General features: G+C 46.1%; 15 protein-coding genes. 8 read left to right on the forward strand and 7 right to left on the reverse strand.

What is annotated here, in order from left to right; genetic code table 11:
• Positions 1–603: 603 nt before the first annotated feature.
• Both D0A34_16785 and D0A34_16790 read right to left on the reverse strand, forming a co-directional pair.
• Positions 604–1425 carry an SDR family NAD(P)-dependent oxidoreductase gene (locus tag D0A34_16785; GenBank protein UNU20309.1) on the reverse strand — a complete coding sequence of 274 codons (822 nt, stop codon included), beginning with the start codon at positions 1423–1425 and terminating at the stop codon, positions 604–606.
• 758 nt (positions 1426–2183) lie between these two features.
• Positions 2184–3617 carry a hypothetical protein gene (locus D0A34_16790; GenBank protein UNU20310.1) on the reverse strand — a complete coding sequence of 478 codons (1434 nt, stop codon included), beginning with the start codon at positions 3615–3617 and terminating at the stop codon, positions 2184–2186.
• Positions 3618–3690: 73 nt separating this feature from the next.
• Here D0A34_16790 and D0A34_16795 point away from each other — a divergent pair, with 73 nt between their 5' ends.
• The 7 genes from D0A34_16795 to D0A34_16825 all read left to right on the forward strand — a co-directional run bounded on the left by D0A34_16795 (position 3691) and on the right by D0A34_16825 (position 11306).
• A complete protein-coding gene (locus tag D0A34_16795) occupies positions 3691–4728 on the forward strand; it encodes an LD-carboxypeptidase (protein UNU22336.1) in 1038 nt (345 codons plus the stop codon).
• A 97-nt stretch (positions 4729–4825) separates the two neighbouring features.
• The gene (locus tag D0A34_16800; protein ID UNU22337.1) at positions 4826–5584 is read left to right on the forward strand and encodes a class I SAM-dependent methyltransferase; all 759 of its coding nucleotides are present in this window, start codon (positions 4826–4828) and stop codon (positions 5582–5584) included.
• Positions 5585–5805: 221 nt separating this feature from the next.
• Positions 5806–6807 (forward strand): cytochrome c oxidase subunit II, encoded by a 1002-nt coding sequence (locus D0A34_16805; GenBank protein ID UNU20311.1) that lies wholly within the window; start codon positions 5806–5808, stop codon positions 6805–6807.
• Between the two features lie 78 nt (positions 6808–6885).
• On the forward strand, positions 6886–8691 hold the full coding sequence (gene ctaD, locus D0A34_16810; protein ID UNU20312.1) for a cytochrome c oxidase subunit I: 1806 nt from the start codon (positions 6886–6888) through the stop codon (positions 8689–8691).
• Between the two features lie 143 nt (positions 8692–8834).
• On the forward strand, positions 8835–9458 hold the full coding sequence (locus D0A34_16815) for a heme-copper oxidase subunit III (GenBank protein ID UNU20313.1): 624 nt from the start codon (positions 8835–8837) through the stop codon (positions 9456–9458).
• A gap of 162 nt (positions 9459–9620) precedes the next feature.
• The gene (locus D0A34_16820; GenBank protein ID UNU20314.1) at positions 9621–9902 is read left to right on the forward strand and encodes a hypothetical protein; all 282 of its coding nucleotides are present in this window, start codon (positions 9621–9623) and stop codon (positions 9900–9902) included.
• Positions 9903–10073: 171 nt separating this feature from the next.
• Positions 10074–11306, forward strand: coding sequence for a hypothetical protein (locus D0A34_16825; protein UNU20315.1), 1233 nt, complete (start codon positions 10074–10076; stop codon positions 11304–11306).
• Positions 11307–11320: 14 nt separating this feature from the next.
• Here D0A34_16825 and D0A34_16830 read toward each other — a convergent pair whose 3' ends face one another.
• The 4 genes from D0A34_16830 to D0A34_16845 all read right to left on the reverse strand — a co-directional run bounded on the left by D0A34_16830 (position 11321) and on the right by D0A34_16845 (position 14341).
• Positions 11321–11620, reverse strand: coding sequence for a (2Fe-2S) ferredoxin domain-containing protein (locus tag D0A34_16830; protein UNU20316.1), 300 nt, complete (start codon positions 11618–11620; stop codon positions 11321–11323).
• A gap of 265 nt (positions 11621–11885) precedes the next feature.
• Positions 11886–12860, reverse strand: coding sequence for a cysteine synthase A (locus D0A34_16835; protein UNU20317.1), 975 nt, complete (start codon positions 12858–12860; stop codon positions 11886–11888).
• 65 nt (positions 12861–12925) lie between these two features.
• Positions 12926–13507 carry a Uma2 family endonuclease gene (locus D0A34_16840; protein UNU22338.1) on the reverse strand — a complete coding sequence of 194 codons (582 nt, stop codon included), beginning with the start codon at positions 13505–13507 and terminating at the stop codon, positions 12926–12928.
• Positions 13508–13702: 195 nt separating this feature from the next.
• Positions 13703–14341 (reverse strand): peroxiredoxin, encoded by a 639-nt coding sequence (locus tag D0A34_16845; GenBank protein ID UNU20318.1) that lies wholly within the window; start codon positions 14339–14341, stop codon positions 13703–13705.
• A 160-nt stretch (positions 14342–14501) separates the two neighbouring features.
• Between D0A34_16845 and D0A34_16850 the strand changes: the two genes are divergently transcribed.
• Positions 14502–14777 carry a hypothetical protein gene (locus D0A34_16850; protein UNU20319.1) on the forward strand — a complete coding sequence of 92 codons (276 nt, stop codon included), beginning with the start codon at positions 14502–14504 and terminating at the stop codon, positions 14775–14777.
• Positions 14778–14951: 174 nt separating this feature from the next.
• Here D0A34_16850 and D0A34_16855 read toward each other — a convergent pair whose 3' ends face one another.
• Positions 14952–18065 carry an endonuclease/exonuclease/phosphatase gene (locus D0A34_16855; protein ID UNU20320.1) on the reverse strand — a complete coding sequence of 1038 codons (3114 nt, stop codon included), beginning with the start codon at positions 18063–18065 and terminating at the stop codon, positions 14952–14954.
• Positions 18066–18518 lie beyond the last annotated feature (453 nt).

The following is an 18518-nucleotide window of genomic DNA, read 5'->3' on the forward strand; positions in this document are numbered from 1 at the left end:
CGACAGTCCGATAGTCCGACAGTGCGACAGTGCGATAGTCCGACAGTCCGACAGTCCGACAGTCCGACAGTCCGACAGTCCGACAGTCCGACAGTGCGACAGTCCGACAGTCCGACAGTCCGACAGTCCGACAGGGAATGAATTCCCTGTCTAATAGCTAAAGTCCTCTGAAGAGGACTAATAGACCTATTGCAAAAATCCATTTCATCAATTGATCGGCCGGAGAGCCCGTCCTAATTATTTTTGCCAGAGGTCTAATGAGTTTAAAAATTCGGCGTTGCTGGGCGTTGCTGAATACAGGTAGGAATTGAGATTTCCCAATTGCTATAAAACAAGTATGGTCAGTTTTGTAACATCAAGCGAAAAGTTGATTCCTACCTGTATTCAGCAACGTCAAAAATTCATCTTCTCAGTCCTCTTCAGAGGACTTTAGCTATTAGACAGGGGTTTCAACCCCTGGCGGACTGGCGGACTAACGGGTGGGTGGGCTGACAGCTTAAGTTGACACCAATGGCCGAGGAGTCCGGAACGGGCAAGATGCCCGTTCCACAAAAGAATGAGTTTTCTTGTGGGGTGGGCCGAAGAGCCCGCCCAGAAAAGGGTTTATCGCCCGCTAGCTAAAGCCTCCCGCAATTTGCGGCCCCGCGATTTATCCCGAAGTTCGGGAGTTGCCATCCGCAACACAAAATCCAGCAACCAAGGCGCAATTCTGTGACACCAAACTGCTAGATGACTTTGGTATCCTACCAAGATTTCCGGTGCATCTTTGTGCAATCCCGCGACAAGTGCTAGGGCAACTTTTTCGGGAGTTGTGGGCACTACCCAGCGAAATTGTTCCAAGTCTCGCACCATGTCGGTATCTGTTAGAGATGGCAGCAAAGCTGTGACTCGAACATTGTACTGAGTTAACTCGCTTCGCAAAGCTTGGGTGAATCCCAAAATCGCAAATTTGGTAGCAGAATAAGTTGCCATTGTGGGTGCGGCAATTTTTCCCATTAAGCTCGAAACATTGACGATTGTTCCTTCTTTTTGAGTCGCCATTCGCCTCGCTACTAAGCGGGTAATTGTGTAGGTTCCCAGCAAATTTAAGGCGATTTCTTCCTCGATTAATGGCAGTGGGGAACGCAAGAATGATGCTTGGTGCGCGACGCCTGCACAGTTGACTAGCAGGTGAATCGGGCCGCTATCTCGCCAAGCTTGGGCGATCGCAATATTCACCGCTACTGACTGAGTTAAATCCAAAGCTAACGGCACTACTTCTGTGCCAAAAAGATCGATTTCCTCTGCCAGTTCAATTAATTGCCTGCGGTTGCGCGCCACAATCAACAAACGTTTGACTCCTTGTCTCGCTAATTCCAGGGCGATCGATCGCCCAATTCCGCGCGAAGCTCCTGTAACAAGAGCTGTTTTTCCTTGAAGTTGCATAATAGATTAAACCTTTTGGTAGATGCTCACTGCGGCACGGAGTTATGAGTTGTGAGTTGTGAATTATTAGTTATGAGCTGAATGTTTTGGCGGTAACAACTCATAATTCATAATTGTTGAAAAGGCTATCTTGTTTCGATAGACCTCATATTACTTGTGGGGTTAACTCAAAACTAAAAACTTTTGAATCGCTAACGTGCGCGTGAGTTGAACTAAACTTTTGGTTTGCCAGAAATCAGTCAATTATCTGGTCATTTAACCTCATTCCAGCAGACAAAGCTGAGATGAGAAAACCGAGTGGGAAATCATGGCCAAGCGGGCTTTATTACCGCTTTTTCTTCAGTTCGCGGAGGCGGACTTTGCCTGTGTAGCCGCGAATAAACTCGCCGGGGATTGGTGATCCGCGAATTTGTCATTTACCGGGGTTGGAGAACCCCTCTTTCTTCAGTCCGTGGAGGCGGATTTTGCCTGGGTAGCTGCGAATAAATTGGCGGGCAATATTCGCCGGGATGGGTTATTCGCCAGGGCTTAATTACCCCTCTTTTTTGAGTCCGCAGAGGCAGACGAGATCCTGTGCAGCGGCGACTTAAAATCGCCGGAAATTCGTGCGAATTGGCACAGGATAATTGAGCAATGCAGATTATCAATTCCACACCTCCTAGATATGAGAATTTCCTATCTACACACACCTTAACAACTTGACAGAGAAGCGGCAACAATTTTTAATAAATCTTCCGCAACACTTCTTTACAATTTTCTCATACGGCCGATTTCCAAGTGCCGTGAAAGCCCAAAGGTATGACACCGGGCAATTCTAGCTTGCAAACAGGTTCGCGGGAAAGTCCGTCGCTGTCAAATATCCAGACTTCGCTGCTGTCAGAATTGCCGTCATAAATAACTGTTACTATCCAACCTTTGTCCGAGAAAATATCTGGAACGTAGATGGGCTCTGCGGGATAGCGATTTTCGCCCAAGTCGGCAATTGTGAGATTGCGGCTTTGCGTGTCAAAACGGGCGATCGCACCGAAACGTTCCGGTACAATATCAACGTTAGGCCGATACATTGCCAGATAAATATATCGCGAGTCTTGCCCTATTTCTGAAGGAGGTACCGTCGGAAACTCGCAAGGTTGATCCAGCAATTCTTCGGCTGCTGTCACTTGGCCAGTTTGAGGATTTAGACACACCCGCCACAGAGTCCCCTCCGCATCAGTGCGAGTTTCACCCGCCGCTACTTCTTTCAGCCGCTGATTAGTTTGAAAGTCAGCGAAGCGCACAAAATCAACCGCTACCGAACCATCTTCCTTGACAAAACCGTTAGCAAAATGCCACTGAAACCAAGAATCAGTTTTGCCGCGACTAACTAAAGATAGAGTTTCTGAGTCAAAAACTAATATCTGAGTACCTAACTCCGGTTTCCACTTAAAGGACTCGCTATAACTGCTAATTCCCGTTAACAATGGCAAAAAATTGACTTGCACCGGCGGGATAAAAAATATCAGATACTTTTCCGCAAAAACAAAATCGTGGAGCGCGTAAATTCCATCTAAAGCAACTGTTGATTGTTGCACGACTTTGCCAGTAAAATCGCTTTTATACAGATTCAACTTTGTAGTCGCACCGTTGGTAATTCCAAAGTTAAAAATATTGCCAGTAATCGGGTCGCGCTTGCAGTGAGCAGAATAAACAAATTTACTATCTAAACTGCCTAAATCGTCCGTTCCCTGAGTTTCCAGGGTTTGCAAATCGAGGCGGTGAGGCGGGCCACCTTCCCACAATGCCAAAAGGCGATCGGGCAAAGCTAAAACAGAAGTATTGGCAGCATTTTTAACAGTTTTAGTCCACCGCAACCACACAGGGCCCGGTGCTGTCATGCCATAATTACTGTAGAGAAATTTATCAGCTTTTTCTTCAGCTAGATATCCCGCTGTTTGCACGTAGCGATAAACAGCCCTAGCACCGACATCGGTAAAATGTACTGCCAAAATTGCACCGTCGCCATCAAACCAGTGTCCCGCAGCAACACCGCCGCGTTCCAAACGTCCGGGCCCATTGCGGTAGAGACTGCCGCGCAATCCTTCGGGAATTTTACCAGTTTTAACCGATAGCTGAGTCAGCGGAAACTCCGCAGCAGGAAGGGCTAAAGATTTGGCCCAGGATTTTTTAGCTGAGATTTTAGTGTGGGTTTTCATTTGAAACTCGCAATTTTCAAGTGATATGGCAGAGATTTTCCTATACAATTATAGCAAAAGTTACCTAACAGCTATGACTCTCCGCCGCCGTGTTCTGCTCAGAACTTTTGGGCTGACTGCTATTGGTACTCAGCTTTTGCCGTTAGCGAAGCCCTCGAATAGGATCGCGCAAACCAACCTATCTCCCAAAAGTGCGATCGTTAAGCCCCGCCGCCTGCAAGTTGGCGATACTATAGCTTTAATCAATCCTGCAGCTTTCAACTACAAAAAAGAAATCGAGGAGTTTTTTAAAGTTATCGAAAAGCTGGGTTTAAAAGTTAAATTGGGAGAGCATTTTTACGACCGCTACGGCTATTTAGCAGGCAAGGATGCCGATCGCGCCGCCGATGTCAACGCAGCCTTTGCCGATGACTCAGTGCGAGCTATTTTTACCGGGATGGGCGGCTGGGGCTGCGGTCGGATATTGCCGCTTCTGGATTACAATATTATCGGCAACAATCCCAAAATTATTATGGGATTTAGCGATATTACTGCGCTGTTATTGGCGATTTATGCTAAAACTAATAGAGTTACTTTTCACGGCCCTTTAGGTGCGTCAACTTGGAGTCCCTTTACAGTGGATTACGTCAAAAAAGTTTTGTTTGACGGAGGTTCTGTGACGATGCAAAACTCCAAAAGCGTGCAAGTTCAAACAATCGGGCGCGGCACAGCTAGGGGAAAACTAATCGGCGGCAATTTATCAGTAATCGCAGCAATGGTAGGTTCTGCATATTTACCGCCGTGGGAAAACAGTATTTTGTTTGTTGAAGAAGTTGGCGAAGAAGTTTATCGCATCGATAGAATGTTGACGCAGCTCAAATTAGCCGGCATTCTCGATAAAATATCCGGTTTTATTTTCGGACAGTGTACCAAGTGCGAAGCTGAAAAACCCCAAGAATCCCTAACCTTACCTCAAGTCTTGTCCGACCACATTCGCCCTTTGAAGATTCCCGCGTGGTACGGTTCAATGGTGGGACATATGCGGGATCAGTTCACTTTGCCGATCGGTCAAGAAGTCGAAATCGACGCTGACTCTGGTACAATTAAATTGTTAGAATCCGCTGTCAGCTAAATCTTAAACTATTTTAGATATTCGCTCGGCTCTTCCTGTGGTTCTGCATTACCGCGCAGAGCCTGGTAATGAAAAAATTAAACATACAGTTAGGACGATCGTGAAAAACCGGCAATTCATAAAACCGCTAGCAGCAATTATCTTAGCAATAATTTGCCTGTTGCCGCTCAATGCCTGTGCAGCAGCCAGTAAAACCGCAAATGGCGACGCCATTTACCAGCAGCGAACCGTCCACAATCCGGACGGAATCGGCAAATTTTACATGGGTCGAGAAATTGCCCAAGTCATGGGATATCAAGGCGCTAGTTGGCTGGAAAGACCGTCTCGCGGCATGGAAGAAAAATCAGCTCGCTTAGTCAACAATCTCGATTTAAAACCGACCGATGTTGTAGCAGACATTGGAGCGGGAACGGGATATTTTAGCTTTCGCCTCGCTCCCTTAGTTCCAGAAGGAAAGGTTTTGGCTGTTGACGTGCAGCCGGAAATGATTGATTTTATTAAATTGAATAAACAAGAAAAAAATATTGCTAACGTTGAGCCAGTTTTGGGAAGGATCGACAATCCGAATTTGCCGGAAAACAGCGTAGATTTAGTTTTGATGGTCGATGCTTATCACGAATTTGCATATCCCCGAGAAATGATGCAAGGAATTGTGAAAGCACTCAAACCGGGAGGCCGCACAGTATCGATCGAGTATCGGGGCGAAAACCCGCTGATTCCCATTAAAGGTTTGCACAAAATGACGCAGAAGCAGGTGAAAAAAGAAATGGCCGCCGTCGGTTTAGTATGGAAAGAGACAAAAGATATGTTGCCCCAGCAGCATTTGATGGTGTTTGAGAAACCATCTCAAATGTAGCAGCCAAACAGAGCGATTGTTTACCATTTTTACTCATTTTTGTCAAGATACAAAAGACGTATTTTTGAGGCGCGCGGGCGCTCGGTCACACATACTAAGCCTTAAGTAACCCTTAAGATAGACATTTTACTAAAAATACCATTTACAATTAAAAATTGATAACCCAGAGGCGCTTCCTTCATTTTTCAAGCGAAGAAGTGTCGCTATTAAGAAGTACCAGCGTGAACATTCCAAGTTCCATCCTCACCATGCTCGCCGGCATCGTAGTGACTCTGATCAGTCTCTGGTACGGGCAGAATCACGGTTTACTCCCGATCGCCGCCTCTGATGAAGCATCCGACATAGACGCACTTTTCAATACAATGATGACCATTTCCACTGGACTATTTATCATGGTCCAGGGAGTGCTCGTCTTTGCTGCAATTAAATATCGCCGCCGTCAAGGAGACAACACAGACGGGCCGCCTTGGCATGACAACTTTCCCTTAGAAATTCTTTGGACAGCCGTGCCGGCGGTGATTATTTTAGGAATCGGAGTCTACAGTTTTGAGATTTACAACTCAATGGGAGGCCTCGATCCGATGGGCAATCACGACCACGGCACCATGCAAGCGCACTCTAAAATGCGGGGAAGTGCGATCGCAGCCACACTCTCAGATACACCCCAAAAAACTCCTCAAATCCCGTCTCCAAAACTCGTTGCTTTAGGGGTAGGTGCTTCCCCAGAAAATGAAGACAAACCAGCAGACTTAGTTGTAAATGTCATGGGTTTGCAATACGCCTGGATTTTTAGCTATCCAGAAAGCGGCGTTAGTTCTGGCGAACTGCATATGCCAGCCAACCGCGACGTACAGCTAAATATTTCAGCTCAAGACGTGCTGCACGCATTTTGGCTGCCGGAATTTCGCCTCAAACAAGATGCAATTCCCGGGCGGCCGAGCGAACTGAGATTTACAGCAACTAAAACCGGCGAATACCGGGTGGTTTGTGCTGAATTGTGCGGCGCTTATCACGGAGCGATGAAAGCTGTAGCAGTCGTTCACACGCCAGAAGAATTCGACACTTGGCTGCAAAGCCAGCAAGTTGCTAGCAGTCAAAACTTAGAGCAAGCAGTTGCAGTCAATCCTGGGGAATTGTCAGACGGAGAATTTTTGGCTCCCTACGTCAGGGAAATAAAAATTAATTCCGAAACCCTAGAACAACTTCACCCAACTCATCACTAAAAATAGTCATTAGTTCCTGGCACTGGGTATTTTATCTTGAGCTAATAACTAATGACTAATAACTAATGACTAATAACTATGACACAAGCACAGTTCCAAGAAAGTGCCAACACTGAGGCTCGCGGAACAGCGCCCGCTGATAGACATTGGCGCGACTACTTCACTTTTAATACCGACCACAAAGTCATCGGTATTCAATACCTGGTAACAACATTTATTTTCTATCTAATCGGCGGCGTGATGGCCACTTTGGTGCGAACAGAACTCGCCACCCCCGACTCCGATTTTGTCCCCCCCGAACTCTACAACAGTTTATTTACTGTTCACGCGACGGTGATGATCTTCCTGTGGATCGTACCCGCCGGAGCCGGATTTGCTAACTTTTTGATCCCCTTAATGATTGGGGCAAAAGACATGGCATTTCCCAGGCTAAATGCGATCGCCTTTTGGCTAATTCCCGTAGGCGGCGTGTTGCTGTTGAGCAGTTTTTTGGTGGGAGCTCCACAGGCGGGTTGGACTTCCTATCCGCCTTTGAGCTTAGTTACTGCTCAAGCGGGGGAAGAAATTTGGATTCTCAGCGTTTTGATTCTGGGAACTTCTTCGATTTTGGGGGCGGTTAATTTTGCCGTTACCATCTTTACCATGCGGGTTCCGAGCATGGGTCTCAATGATATGCCTTTGTTTTGCTGGGCGATGATTGCGACTTCAGCGCTCACTTTGATTGCTACTCCAGTGTTAGCCGCAGCTTTGATTTTGCTGTCGTTTGACTTGTTAGCAGGAACGGCATTTTTTAACCCGACCGGCAACGGCGATCCCATCGTCTACCAGCATTTATTCTGGTTTTATTCGCACCCGGCAGTTTACATTATGATTATGCCCTTTTTCGGGGTGATTTCAGAAGTTTTGCCAGTGCATTCGCGCAAGCCAATTTTTGGTTATTTGGCGATCGCATATTCCAGTCTCGCCATCAGCTTTTTGGGCTTGATCGTGTGGGCGCACCATATGTTTACCAGCGGCACTCCCGGCTGGCTGCGGATGTTTTTTATGATCACTACTATGATCATCGCCGTACCAACAGGGATTAAAATATTTAGCTGGTTGGCAACTATTTGGGGAGGAAAACTCCGGCTTGTCAGCGCGATGCTATTTGGGATGGGTTTTATCTCAACATTTGTCCTCGGCGGCATCACCGGGATCATGGTAGCTTCCGTACCTTTCGACATTCACGTTCACGACACTTATTTTGTCGTCGCTCACCTACACTACGTGCTGTTTGGCGGCTCAGTGTTTGGAATTTACGCTGCTTTTTACCACTGGTTCCCCAAAATGACGGGGCGGATGATTAATGAATTTTGGGGTAGAGTTCACTTTGTTTTAACCTATGTTGGCTTTACTGTAACTTTCCTGCCGATGCACGCTTTGGGGATGCAAGGAATGCCCCGGCGAGTGGCAATGTACGACCCGAAATTTACCACAATTAATGTCATTTGTACTGTCGGTGCTTATATGCTGGCAGTGTCTACAATCCCGTTTATCATTAATGTGATTTGGAGCTGGAGGTACGGCCCGAAAGCAGGTGACAATCCTTGGCAAGCTTTGAGTTTGGAATGGATGACGACTTCGCCGCCGCCTATCGAAAATTTTGAAGGAGTGCCGGTATTGGCAACGGGGCCTTACGATTACGGCATGGAAAAAATTCAGAATACAGGGGAACGTCTCAGACTCAAGCTGAGGGAAAATGCCACCCGCAACGCCCAGAAAACAGGTATTCCTATTGCGGAGGCTCAAGCTTCAACTTTCTTGGGCCGTACTGCAACTTTGGTCGCTCCTGAATCAGAGGTAAATGTTGATTCTCCTGCTGATGAAAGTCAAGATGGCGAATAGTTATTAGTCATCAGTCATTAGTCATTGGGCATTGTTGACTGTTGACTGTTGACTGTTGACTGTTAACTAATGACTGATGACTAATGCCAACTGCCAACTGACAACTGACAACTGACAACTGACTTCTTCATTACCAATTTCTTATGCAAATTCCAGCGATCGATCCGGCAAAAACAGCCCTGAATTACCACCACGAGGGCGAAGTAGAAGCACACGGTGTGGAGCATCCCGACCACCGAATGTTAGGGGTAATTGTGTTCCTGTGCGCTGAAGGCATGATATTTTTCGGTATGTTTGCCGCGTATTTGATTTATCGGGCGATGGCCCCCGCGTGGCCTCCTGAAGGTACGCCCGATCGCGAGTTATTGCTGCCGGGAATCAATACGGTAATTCTAATTGCTAGCAGTTTTGTGATTCACAATGCGGATACTGCAATCAAAAAGAATGATGCCGCCGGAATGCGTAATTGGCTGCTCGTAACTATTGCTATGGGCGCAGTTTTCTTGTTCGGTCAGGTTTACGAATACGCTCATTTAGAGTTTGGCTTGACGACGAATTTGTATGCCAGTTGCTTTTACGTTTTGACTGCTTTTCACGGCTTGCACGTAACGTTGGGAGTGCTGCTGATGGTGGCGGTGGTGTGGCGATCGCGCGCGGAAGGTCATTATTCTAGCGAACACCACTTCGGAATCGAAGCGACTGAGATTTACTGGCACTTTGTGGATGTGATTTGGATTGTTTTGTTTTTGCTGCTGTATATTTTGTGATCCCAGAGGCTTTTCGGCCTCTGCCACAACAGATTTATATGACCCCCAATTGGGGGTTTTTTATTGTTTGGAGAGTGCGATGGACCTTTATTTAGATGAATCACAGCCGATCGCGCTAAACTAAAAGTAGCAATTCTCCTATCCAGCAGCATTGAGAAAATTATGCAGTGCGAATTGTGCGATCGACAAATGGAAGCATTAACCGCCCATCACCTCATCCCCAAACAAAACACCAAGCGGAAAAACGAAGATCCAAGCCCCACAATCGACATTTGCTCCGCTTGTCACCGCCAGATTCACTCTCTATTTGAGAACAAACACCTCGCCCAAGAGCTCAACACCGTGGAAAAGCTCAAAAATGACCCTGAACTCCAGAAATTTCTCTCTTGGATTAAGAAACAAAAAACCGACAAACGCATCCAAGTACGCGGCAAAAAAGCTTGATCGCAGGGTCAGAACTCAGATATATAGTCCTGGACGCAGTTACTGTCTGAGGCCCGGTTTCTTCATTAATTTTTCGTTCCCTAACCCAAAATTTTGCAGAGAAACCCGGTTTGTTTGCGTAAATCCTAGTATAGTGATTTACTTATTAGTAACAAGCTGCCAACAATTATCATGAACCTCACCTCCCTCGAACTCGCAAAAGACCGAGCGCGCATCTACAAAAACTACCTCCAAATGGAAATAGATGCCAAAGCTAACATAAACAAACTAGCTTTTTTAGACCGGGGAATTGAAAAATCCCGTTATCTACAAGAAATTAAAAACTATCCCGAGTATCTCAAACAGAAACCCGACGGCTTAAAAGTAATTAGCTATATTCCCGGCCCCAATAATCCCCTCAAACTTACCCCCTTTCCCAGCCTGGGAGAACTACCTCAAATTAACTCTCAAGCTTTAAATTTTCTCCACGCAGACATCAAAGAAGCCTGCGTTTGCATTGGTAGTTTTGTAGACGGCAAAATTCAGGCGCAGTGGCTGGGAAAAAACGCACTTACCAATGCTGAGCAGTGGAGTGCCACTAAAATTATCGCACTCCTTAATATCGTCAGTCAACTAAATAGCAAATATCCCGACTGCGACATTGACAACTGCGTTGTTAGAGATGGTAACGGGCAAAAACACGATTATTATTTTTACGATGTAGCAAAAGACATGATTAACTATGCCTCCAATATCGGAAGTTCAAACTCCTTAGCTGCGATGTTCAAACGCTTCGATACTCGCATAGGACTAGAGCAATGGCTGAAGAGCGCTACTGGCAATAATGACCTAATTTTTCGCGGCGATTACGGCGAAAATCCTTATCTCACCAACCCAAAAATATTCGATCTCACCAAAAAACAAGTGCTTTTAAGTGCCGCATTAAATACCACCAAACAAAAAAATTCCGTATCTGCTTATGACTTAACCAGGCTAATTTCCATGTTAGGATGGCACTTCCACATCGAACAGCGATCGCGCATGAAAGCATCTCAGTGGAACAGCTTAGAAAGCATTGTCAGAGCAATGGGACACGACAGCGCTCGATATGTGGACGTAGCAATTAAAACTTTGGGGATGGAGGGCCTTATCACTTCTCCAGTAATTATCTCAAAATTGGGTTACGGACTGAGCGCGATCAGGGGAACCCTAGAAACAGTTTATGTGGCTTTAGTGCGGTTTGTTGACGAGCGGCCGAAGGCGGCGGGAAAGCCGGCCAAACTCAGAACTTTAGCCATGACTTTGCGGGCAGAAAAAGCTGTAGGCAGTTCCAGCAATGTCGATCGCTTGGCGATCGAACTCGACGCCAGATTCTGCGCCGAAGTCACGGAAATTCTCCGCCGGTTGTTTGCGGAAGAATTTTAAAGGCGGGCGATCGACTAATTAGAAAGTCGGTGAAACTTGCGGTAAAGCATCCTCTCCACCGACTTTCCTCCCCGCAAATGTTGCTCAGTTATTGCCGCAACTTCCTCAGGGCAAACGGCATTGTACCAAACCTCTTCTGGCAGCACCAACACCATCGGCCCGTTGCCGCACTGTCCCAAACAACTGCTAGCAACAACTTCAATTTCTGAGGGCGACAATTTCTGAAAAGCTGCCAGTACCTTTGCTGAACTTTGCTTGCGACAAGTGCGGTTTTGGCAAACAAGAACTTGCCTAGAAGATTCTGTGATTTTCATGTTTTTTTACTTGACCTTCTACTACATATATGCTATTTTTGTATCATGGGAATAGGTGCGCGCATATATACTCGAATTCTAACGGGTTCCCAAGCAGAGCCGGAGAACAGATTTCCAGAGAAAGAGCCTTGGTTGCACAGGAAAATTCGAGGCCGATCCTGGTAACGAGTAGAGTTGGATAAAATAATTGTGGGGTGGGCGTCCCGCCCGCCCGAAAAATACCATTTAGATGCGGGACAGCTTAAGACTTCAGCGCACCCTACGGTTAATCTGGTGACAAACCTTTGGAAGCCAACCATTGTCGATCGAACAAACGCGACTGATACCGAGCCCCGCCGTCGCAGAGTACCGTAACAATCGTATGTCCCGGCCCCATTTGCTTCGCTAAAGCCACGGCCGCCGCCACATTAATCCCCACAGAACCGCCCATAAACAGCCCTTCTTTCCTCAGCAGTTGGTAAATCACCCGGACAGCTTCAGTATCGTCAATTTGAATGGCGTCGTCTACCGGGGCATTCTCCATATTTGCAGTGACGCGAGTGGTGCCAATTCCCTCAGTAATCGAACTACCTTCGGTCTTAATTTCCCCAGTTTTGAAATAACTGTAAAGCCCGCTGCCCATCGGGTCTGCCAAGACAATTCTAACAGCAGGATTTTTTTCTTTCAAAAACATTCCTACGCCAGCAAAAGTGCCGCCAGTACCAGTAGCTGTTACCCAAGCATCAATTTTGCCGTTTGTTTGTTCCCAAATTTCCGGGCCAGTTGTCTCGTAATGAGCTCGGCGGTTGGCTAAATTGTCAAACTGATTTGCCCAGACTGCATTCTCCATTTCCGAAGCCAATCTTCCCGATAATTTGACATAATTATTCGGGTCTTTGTAAGGAACAGCGGGAACAGTCCGAACTTCAGCGCCCAAGGTTTTCAAAGCATCGATTTTTTCTTGAGATTGGTTATCGGGAATCACAATCAAACATTTGTAACCTTTAGCGTTGCAAATGTGCGCCAAACCGATGCCAGTATTGCCGGCAGTGCCTTCCACAACGGTGCCGCCCGGTTTCAGCCAGCCTTTTTCTTCTGCGTCTTTGATGATGTATAAAGCGGCCCTATCTTTAACGGAACCGCCCGGATTAAGAAACTCTGCTTTGCCGAGAATTTCGCAGCCTGTTTCATCGCTGAAGCTGTTTAAGCGAATTAGTGGTGTGTTGCCGATTGTGCCTACAAAGCCGTTTTTAATATCCATATGTTTTGCGTGTTTGCATCCTATTATTAATTTTTACAATAAGTTGATATTTATTGCTACCACTTTTACCAAATCTTGCTCATATTGAGTATGAATCCCGGCAAAACGGGGTCGCCGCTAACTGTAGCCGGATTCTCCAAACATTCTTCTGGCAAACCAGGACGGTAAATATAAACTCTGCGATTTTTGCGGTCAATTAACCAGCCTAACTGCACTCCTGGTTCTCTCATATATTCTTGCATTTTTTCTTGCAATGGCTTGAGATTATCAGAAGCAGACCTCAGTTCTACTACAAAATCGGGGCAAATAGGTGCGAATTTATCTTGCTGTTCTTGAGATAAAGCATTCCACCGTTCCAGTTTAATCCACGAGGCATCTGGAGACTTGTCACCCATTGCAAGCTTAAATCCCGTACTGGAGTCAAAACAAATACCGCTTCCATCTTGCCCGGCCCAAATATACAACTCTCCAAACACGCTACCGCTGCGATTTCCGGTTGTTCCACCAGTAGGAGGCATAATTAGCAATTCTCCCGATTTGTTGCGTTCAATGCGTAACTCACTATTGATTTGACAGAACTCGAAAAACTCGTCGTCTGTCATTTGCAATTTTGGCGGTATTCGCAACACAATTGTTGATGAGAGCATTTTGCCTTTCCTCCACTCTAAATTGTTCAGACAAGATTGCACAATTTCTTTGTTTGTAGTGAGGACTTTAGTCCTCAAAAATCATGATTAAGGACTCAAGTCCTCACTACAAGCTGGTTTGAGCCGCGAATTATAGAGGTAAGGTGTGCAGTGCACACCTTACAGAATTAGGTTATGCGTCCAGGAATGTTAAACCTATTTATTCGGCTGAGGAGTCATCCGCAAATAAGGCTTAATCGGCGTATAACCTTTAGGAAATTTCTCTTCCAACTCTTTCGGGTCGGTAATCGAAGGTACGATTACGCAATCGTCGCCGTCTTTCCAATCAACCGGAGTCGCAACGCTGTATTTGTCCGTAAGTTGCAAGGAATCAATTACTCGCAAAATTTCATTAAAATTGCGACCCGTGCTAGCCGGATAAGTAATGCTCAAACGCAGTTTCTTTTCCGGGTCAATCACAAAAACTGTGCGGATTGTTAAGTTGTTCAGCGAGTTGGGATGGATCATGTCGTAAATGTCGGAGACTTTACGATCGCCATCTGCTAAAATCGGATAATTGAGGGTGACATTTTGAGTTTCCTCAATATCTTTAATCCAGCCCATGTGAGAATCCACATCATCGACGCTGAGGGCAATGGTTTTGACGCCCCGCTTTTCAAATTCAGACTTTAGACGGGCCACTGCACCGAGTTCTGTGGTGCACACTGGAGTATAGTCTTTCGGGTGAGAAAACAACACGACCCAGCTATCGCCAGCCCAGTCGTAGAAATTGATTTCGCCTTCAGACGAAGCTTGGGTAAAGTTGGGAACTGTATCGCCTAATCGCAGAGTCATAACTGATTTCCTCTAATTTTATTTAAGGACTGTTCCTTATCATGCCATAATTGCCCGGTTTCTCGATCGAGCTGTAAAGGATTCTAAACTTTTTGGTCGATCGCTCGGCAATTCCACTACTGTAATGTATGTGTGGCTTATACCGCTAAATTTTCTTGCTATGCTTTACTTTCTGCTGAAGGCAATACAGCCTGTTTTAGTCCCGCTGTGTTTTGTGTCCGCCTGGGGTTTAGTTTTTTTGCTGTGTTTGAGTGTCGGGCGGACTGTCACCGACTCCCTGCGTCGAGCTCAGCGGATGCACCAAATCCCTTGTGCTAACTGCGTATTTTTCACCGGCGACTACCACCTCAAGTGTCCCGTTCAGCCTACAATAGCTTTATCTGAAGATGCGATCGACTGTCCTGATTATCGAGGGCATTCGGGAATTTACGGTTGAAAAATTCGACCGCCGCTTTACATATTTCTTAACATCTCTCGCTCTTTAGACCTCTCCCGAAAAGAATTATGCGTCATTTAAAACCCTTGGTGGAGACAAGGAGATCGCGTCTATACATAAATTAAATTCGGCGAGGTCTGATGAATTGCCCGTACATAAACAGGATTTGCTCTTTTAAACAAGACCTGAGTTCGACGGAGAATCAAAAGACCCCATTCCGAAGGCAGAAGGCAGAGATAAAGAATCAGCCCCTATTTGACTACTAGGTTGGCTAACTGCGCCGACTCCAGGGAGATTTATTGCTGTGGGGCCGATCGCATAATTCTGCTCGGTATCGAACCCCATCAACTCAGAAACTGTCCCGAAGTCTGCAATGAAAGCACTGCTGTCGCGGGTTTCGACGCTGATGTTATCACCTGACACCGCAGAGATCGCACCACCAGCAGTTAGAATATCTACTGACTGCGATCGCCTGGGAGTTTCATTATCCAAAGCCAACCCAAAAGCCAATATTTGAGTAAACTGGGTAGCGCTAAAATTATTGTCGCTCACTAGCACTAAAGATTGCTGTCCGTTCGGCAACACTGGCCCCAAAGTCATCCCTTCAACATTATCCAAACCTGTCGGCAAACCCAGGCTGTCAAAATTGATCAGCAAACGTTTCTCAACGGGTCTGACAGTATTAATGTTAATAGCATTCAGCGAATTAATGCCGCTGATATCGCTGGCTCCGTTGAGCCGTACTTCGTAGAGCTTGATGGTATTTCCAGTGCCTGGTGCGCCTGCTGAAAAAGAGCGTTCTAGTGCTAAGAAAGTGCCGCGAGTGTCTAAAGCCAACAGTTCCACTAAACCGTTTGTATTAAAGCCTGTCTCTGGAACTGCTGGAACTGCCACTGGGTCAGTTACATAAAGAAATTCTTGTTCCGGCTGTCCTGTGGTTAAATTGTATTTGAGAATGCGCGATCGCGAACCGGTATTAGTTGTTGCGATCGGCCCGTCTTGCACTAAAGCATTCTCCGTTGCTGTAAACAAGAATTTCCCATCAGGAGTAATTGTCAGGTTTTCAAAAGCTAAATTGTTGCGAACTCCCGCTGTTGGTGCATCTGCTGGGCCTATAACTGGTACAAACTTTGAGGGCACGGGTAATTGTCGCAACTGGCTACCTGTCCCTAAAGCAAACTCGTTGACAAATGGACTCTGAAGTCTACCAGCCAAGTTACTGACTTCGCCTTCTGAGGAAACAAACACAGTGCCGTTACTCGTTAAACCGATGCCTTCGGGGTCGAGAGTATTAGTAGCAAAAGGTTGATTGTTTTGGTTAAGCAGAGTTGTCACCCCAGAGAAATTAATCCCGGAACTAGACAGCGAACCCGAACTTAAATCGATATTAAGAGTATAAAATCGAGCCGGATTTCTGTCCGAACGATCGTCAGAAATACTGTAATAGCGGTTGTTAATTTGGTCGTAATCAATGCCAGAAAGTCCGCCGACTTGAGTTCCTTCTACCGTGACGGAACCTGTTGGATAAGTAGCTTGTCCGATGAAGTTGATATTTCTGACACTGGTGCTGGGAGAGCGATCGCCAACAGCAATATCTGCCCAAACTAAACTGTGGTCAGAAGTAGGAGTATTTTCCGCAGTTTGGCGATCGCCCACCAATCTGTACAGCGGATCAGTCGTCAAAGGCCAAAATACCGCAGCATCATTAATTGGCAAGTCAGCCGACGGCAAAACATAATCAACTCGCAGATTTCCCGAAGCCGTTCCCGCATCTCCAAAATCCGCCGTATCAAAAGCCGGATTGCCTTTTTGGTTGACATTATTACCGCCGTCTGCTACTTGTTGAATTCCGCCTAAACTTGCAGGAATTGCGCTAGTGACTCCTGTATTTACTCGCGAGTTATTTAGCAACTGCAAAATCGCATTGTCAAAACTATCCCCATCAACAGGATCGGCATTTTGGTCGCCCATAATTACGAAACTAGCATTGGGGGCAAGTCCGCCAACTGTGCGGCGATCGTCGTAAATATAACTACCTTTGCCGGGAGTAACGTAATCTGCCCAAAAGCGAATTTCATCATGATTTCTCCTGCCGTTTCTGTCTTCAGGGCCGTCAAATACAGGCGGGGTGGGATGACTGACTAAGGCGTGAACAATCTCGCCGTTGATATTAATTGGTACGTCCCAGTGACTCTTGGACGAAAGGCGAAATGCGTTTAATTCAGCAGGCGAGTAATAGTCATTTGCTGCGGGGGTAGACGAGTCATCCGGCAATAATGCCCCTGGCATATCTTTCCAAAGGAAGTTTTGGAAGGTGCGAATATTGGCAGTATCAATGGGATATTTTGAGTACACAGCCATTCCGTATTGTCCCGGAAAATCGCCAAATCCGAAAGCGTCGTTGCCGTATCCGTTTGCGCCAACTTGTGTGACAACGGAACCGTTATTATCTAAATCTAAACCCGAAGCAAGGCCCGTGTTAGAAGGGGCAGTATAGCGAAAGGGATAATTAACAGGAGTTGCGCCATTTTGACTAACAGACAGATAGTTTTGCTGAAATAAATTTAGGGCTGTGCTGCTGCTGTCGTAGTCAAATTCGTTAATTAACAAAACATCTGGATTTACACGCTGAATTGTTTCAGCGACATTCTTTGCTTGCTGGTTGTTGGGAGTTGAAAGGTCTGTAATTAACCGACCGGCACTACTGCGATTCAAAGAAGCGTTGAAGCTAGAAAACCGAACTCCCGGAACTGGATTTTGGGCAACAGTGAAATCTCCTGCATCGAAGGAGTTGACTCCCTCCAAAATCGCTAGAAATTCGTTAGTTCCTGTATCTCGGATCACAATACTGTTGCTGAAATTATCCGTACCTTGAGAAATCTCGATATTTGCCGGGGAGATGCCGCTGAGACTGATTAAGTCTTGACCTTTAACAAAATCGGTGATGAGGTCAGCATTTTCTAGTTGGGAACCGCCAGTAGTGCGTGTTCCTATCCGCCCGATCGCGAAAATATTTTTACCACCACCGCCAGTCAAAATGTCGCGATCGAGCTCGCCGGAGAGAAAATCGTCTCCTTCGCCACCTTGAAGGGTATCGCGGTTTCGACCGCCGTAGAGTGCGTCATTTCCCGAATCGCCCAATAAAAAGTCATTGCCTGAATTGCCAAAAAGCCGATCGTTTCCTTCCCCAGAGGAGATGGCGTCATTGCCCCCCAACCCTGAAATTAAGTCTGCTGCGATCGTCCCGCTTAATGTGTCATTCCCTGATGTGCCGTTAATTGCTGCCACGTTAAGTCACTCCTCTATACCGCTGAAGTCAAATATTTTTGGCTTTGCGAGTATAGTCTCACGCTACGATTAAAGACTGATTATTTATTTGTTAAAAACTGGCGCACTTTCCTTCATTGAGGCGATCGAACCCGACAGCATAGATGAATGTGATTTTTATGTCTTTACTTCCAATTTGGGACACCTGATAATGCCCATTTACCACAAACTCCTAGGCTTAAATTTAAATTAACCTTTCCTTTACAAAGATTGTGTAGAGTATTCGAGGGTTCACTGTTTCTAGCTACTTAGAAACAGTCTAGCTGGGTTCACGACTCAAATTTGTAGCGAGGGTAACAAGGTATTTCTAAATCAGACACTAAGGGTACTCTGCTACTGGCTATCACCTTAGCCAAAAGTCTTTATCTAAAGAAGTCGTTCGTGCTGCATCGTCTTTAGCCTGACTGTTTAGTC

It is taken from the genome of Microcoleus vaginatus PCC 9802 (assembly GCA_022701275.1).
Lineage (GTDB): Bacteria > Cyanobacteriota > Cyanobacteriia > Cyanobacteriales > Microcoleaceae > Microcoleus > Microcoleus vaginatus_A.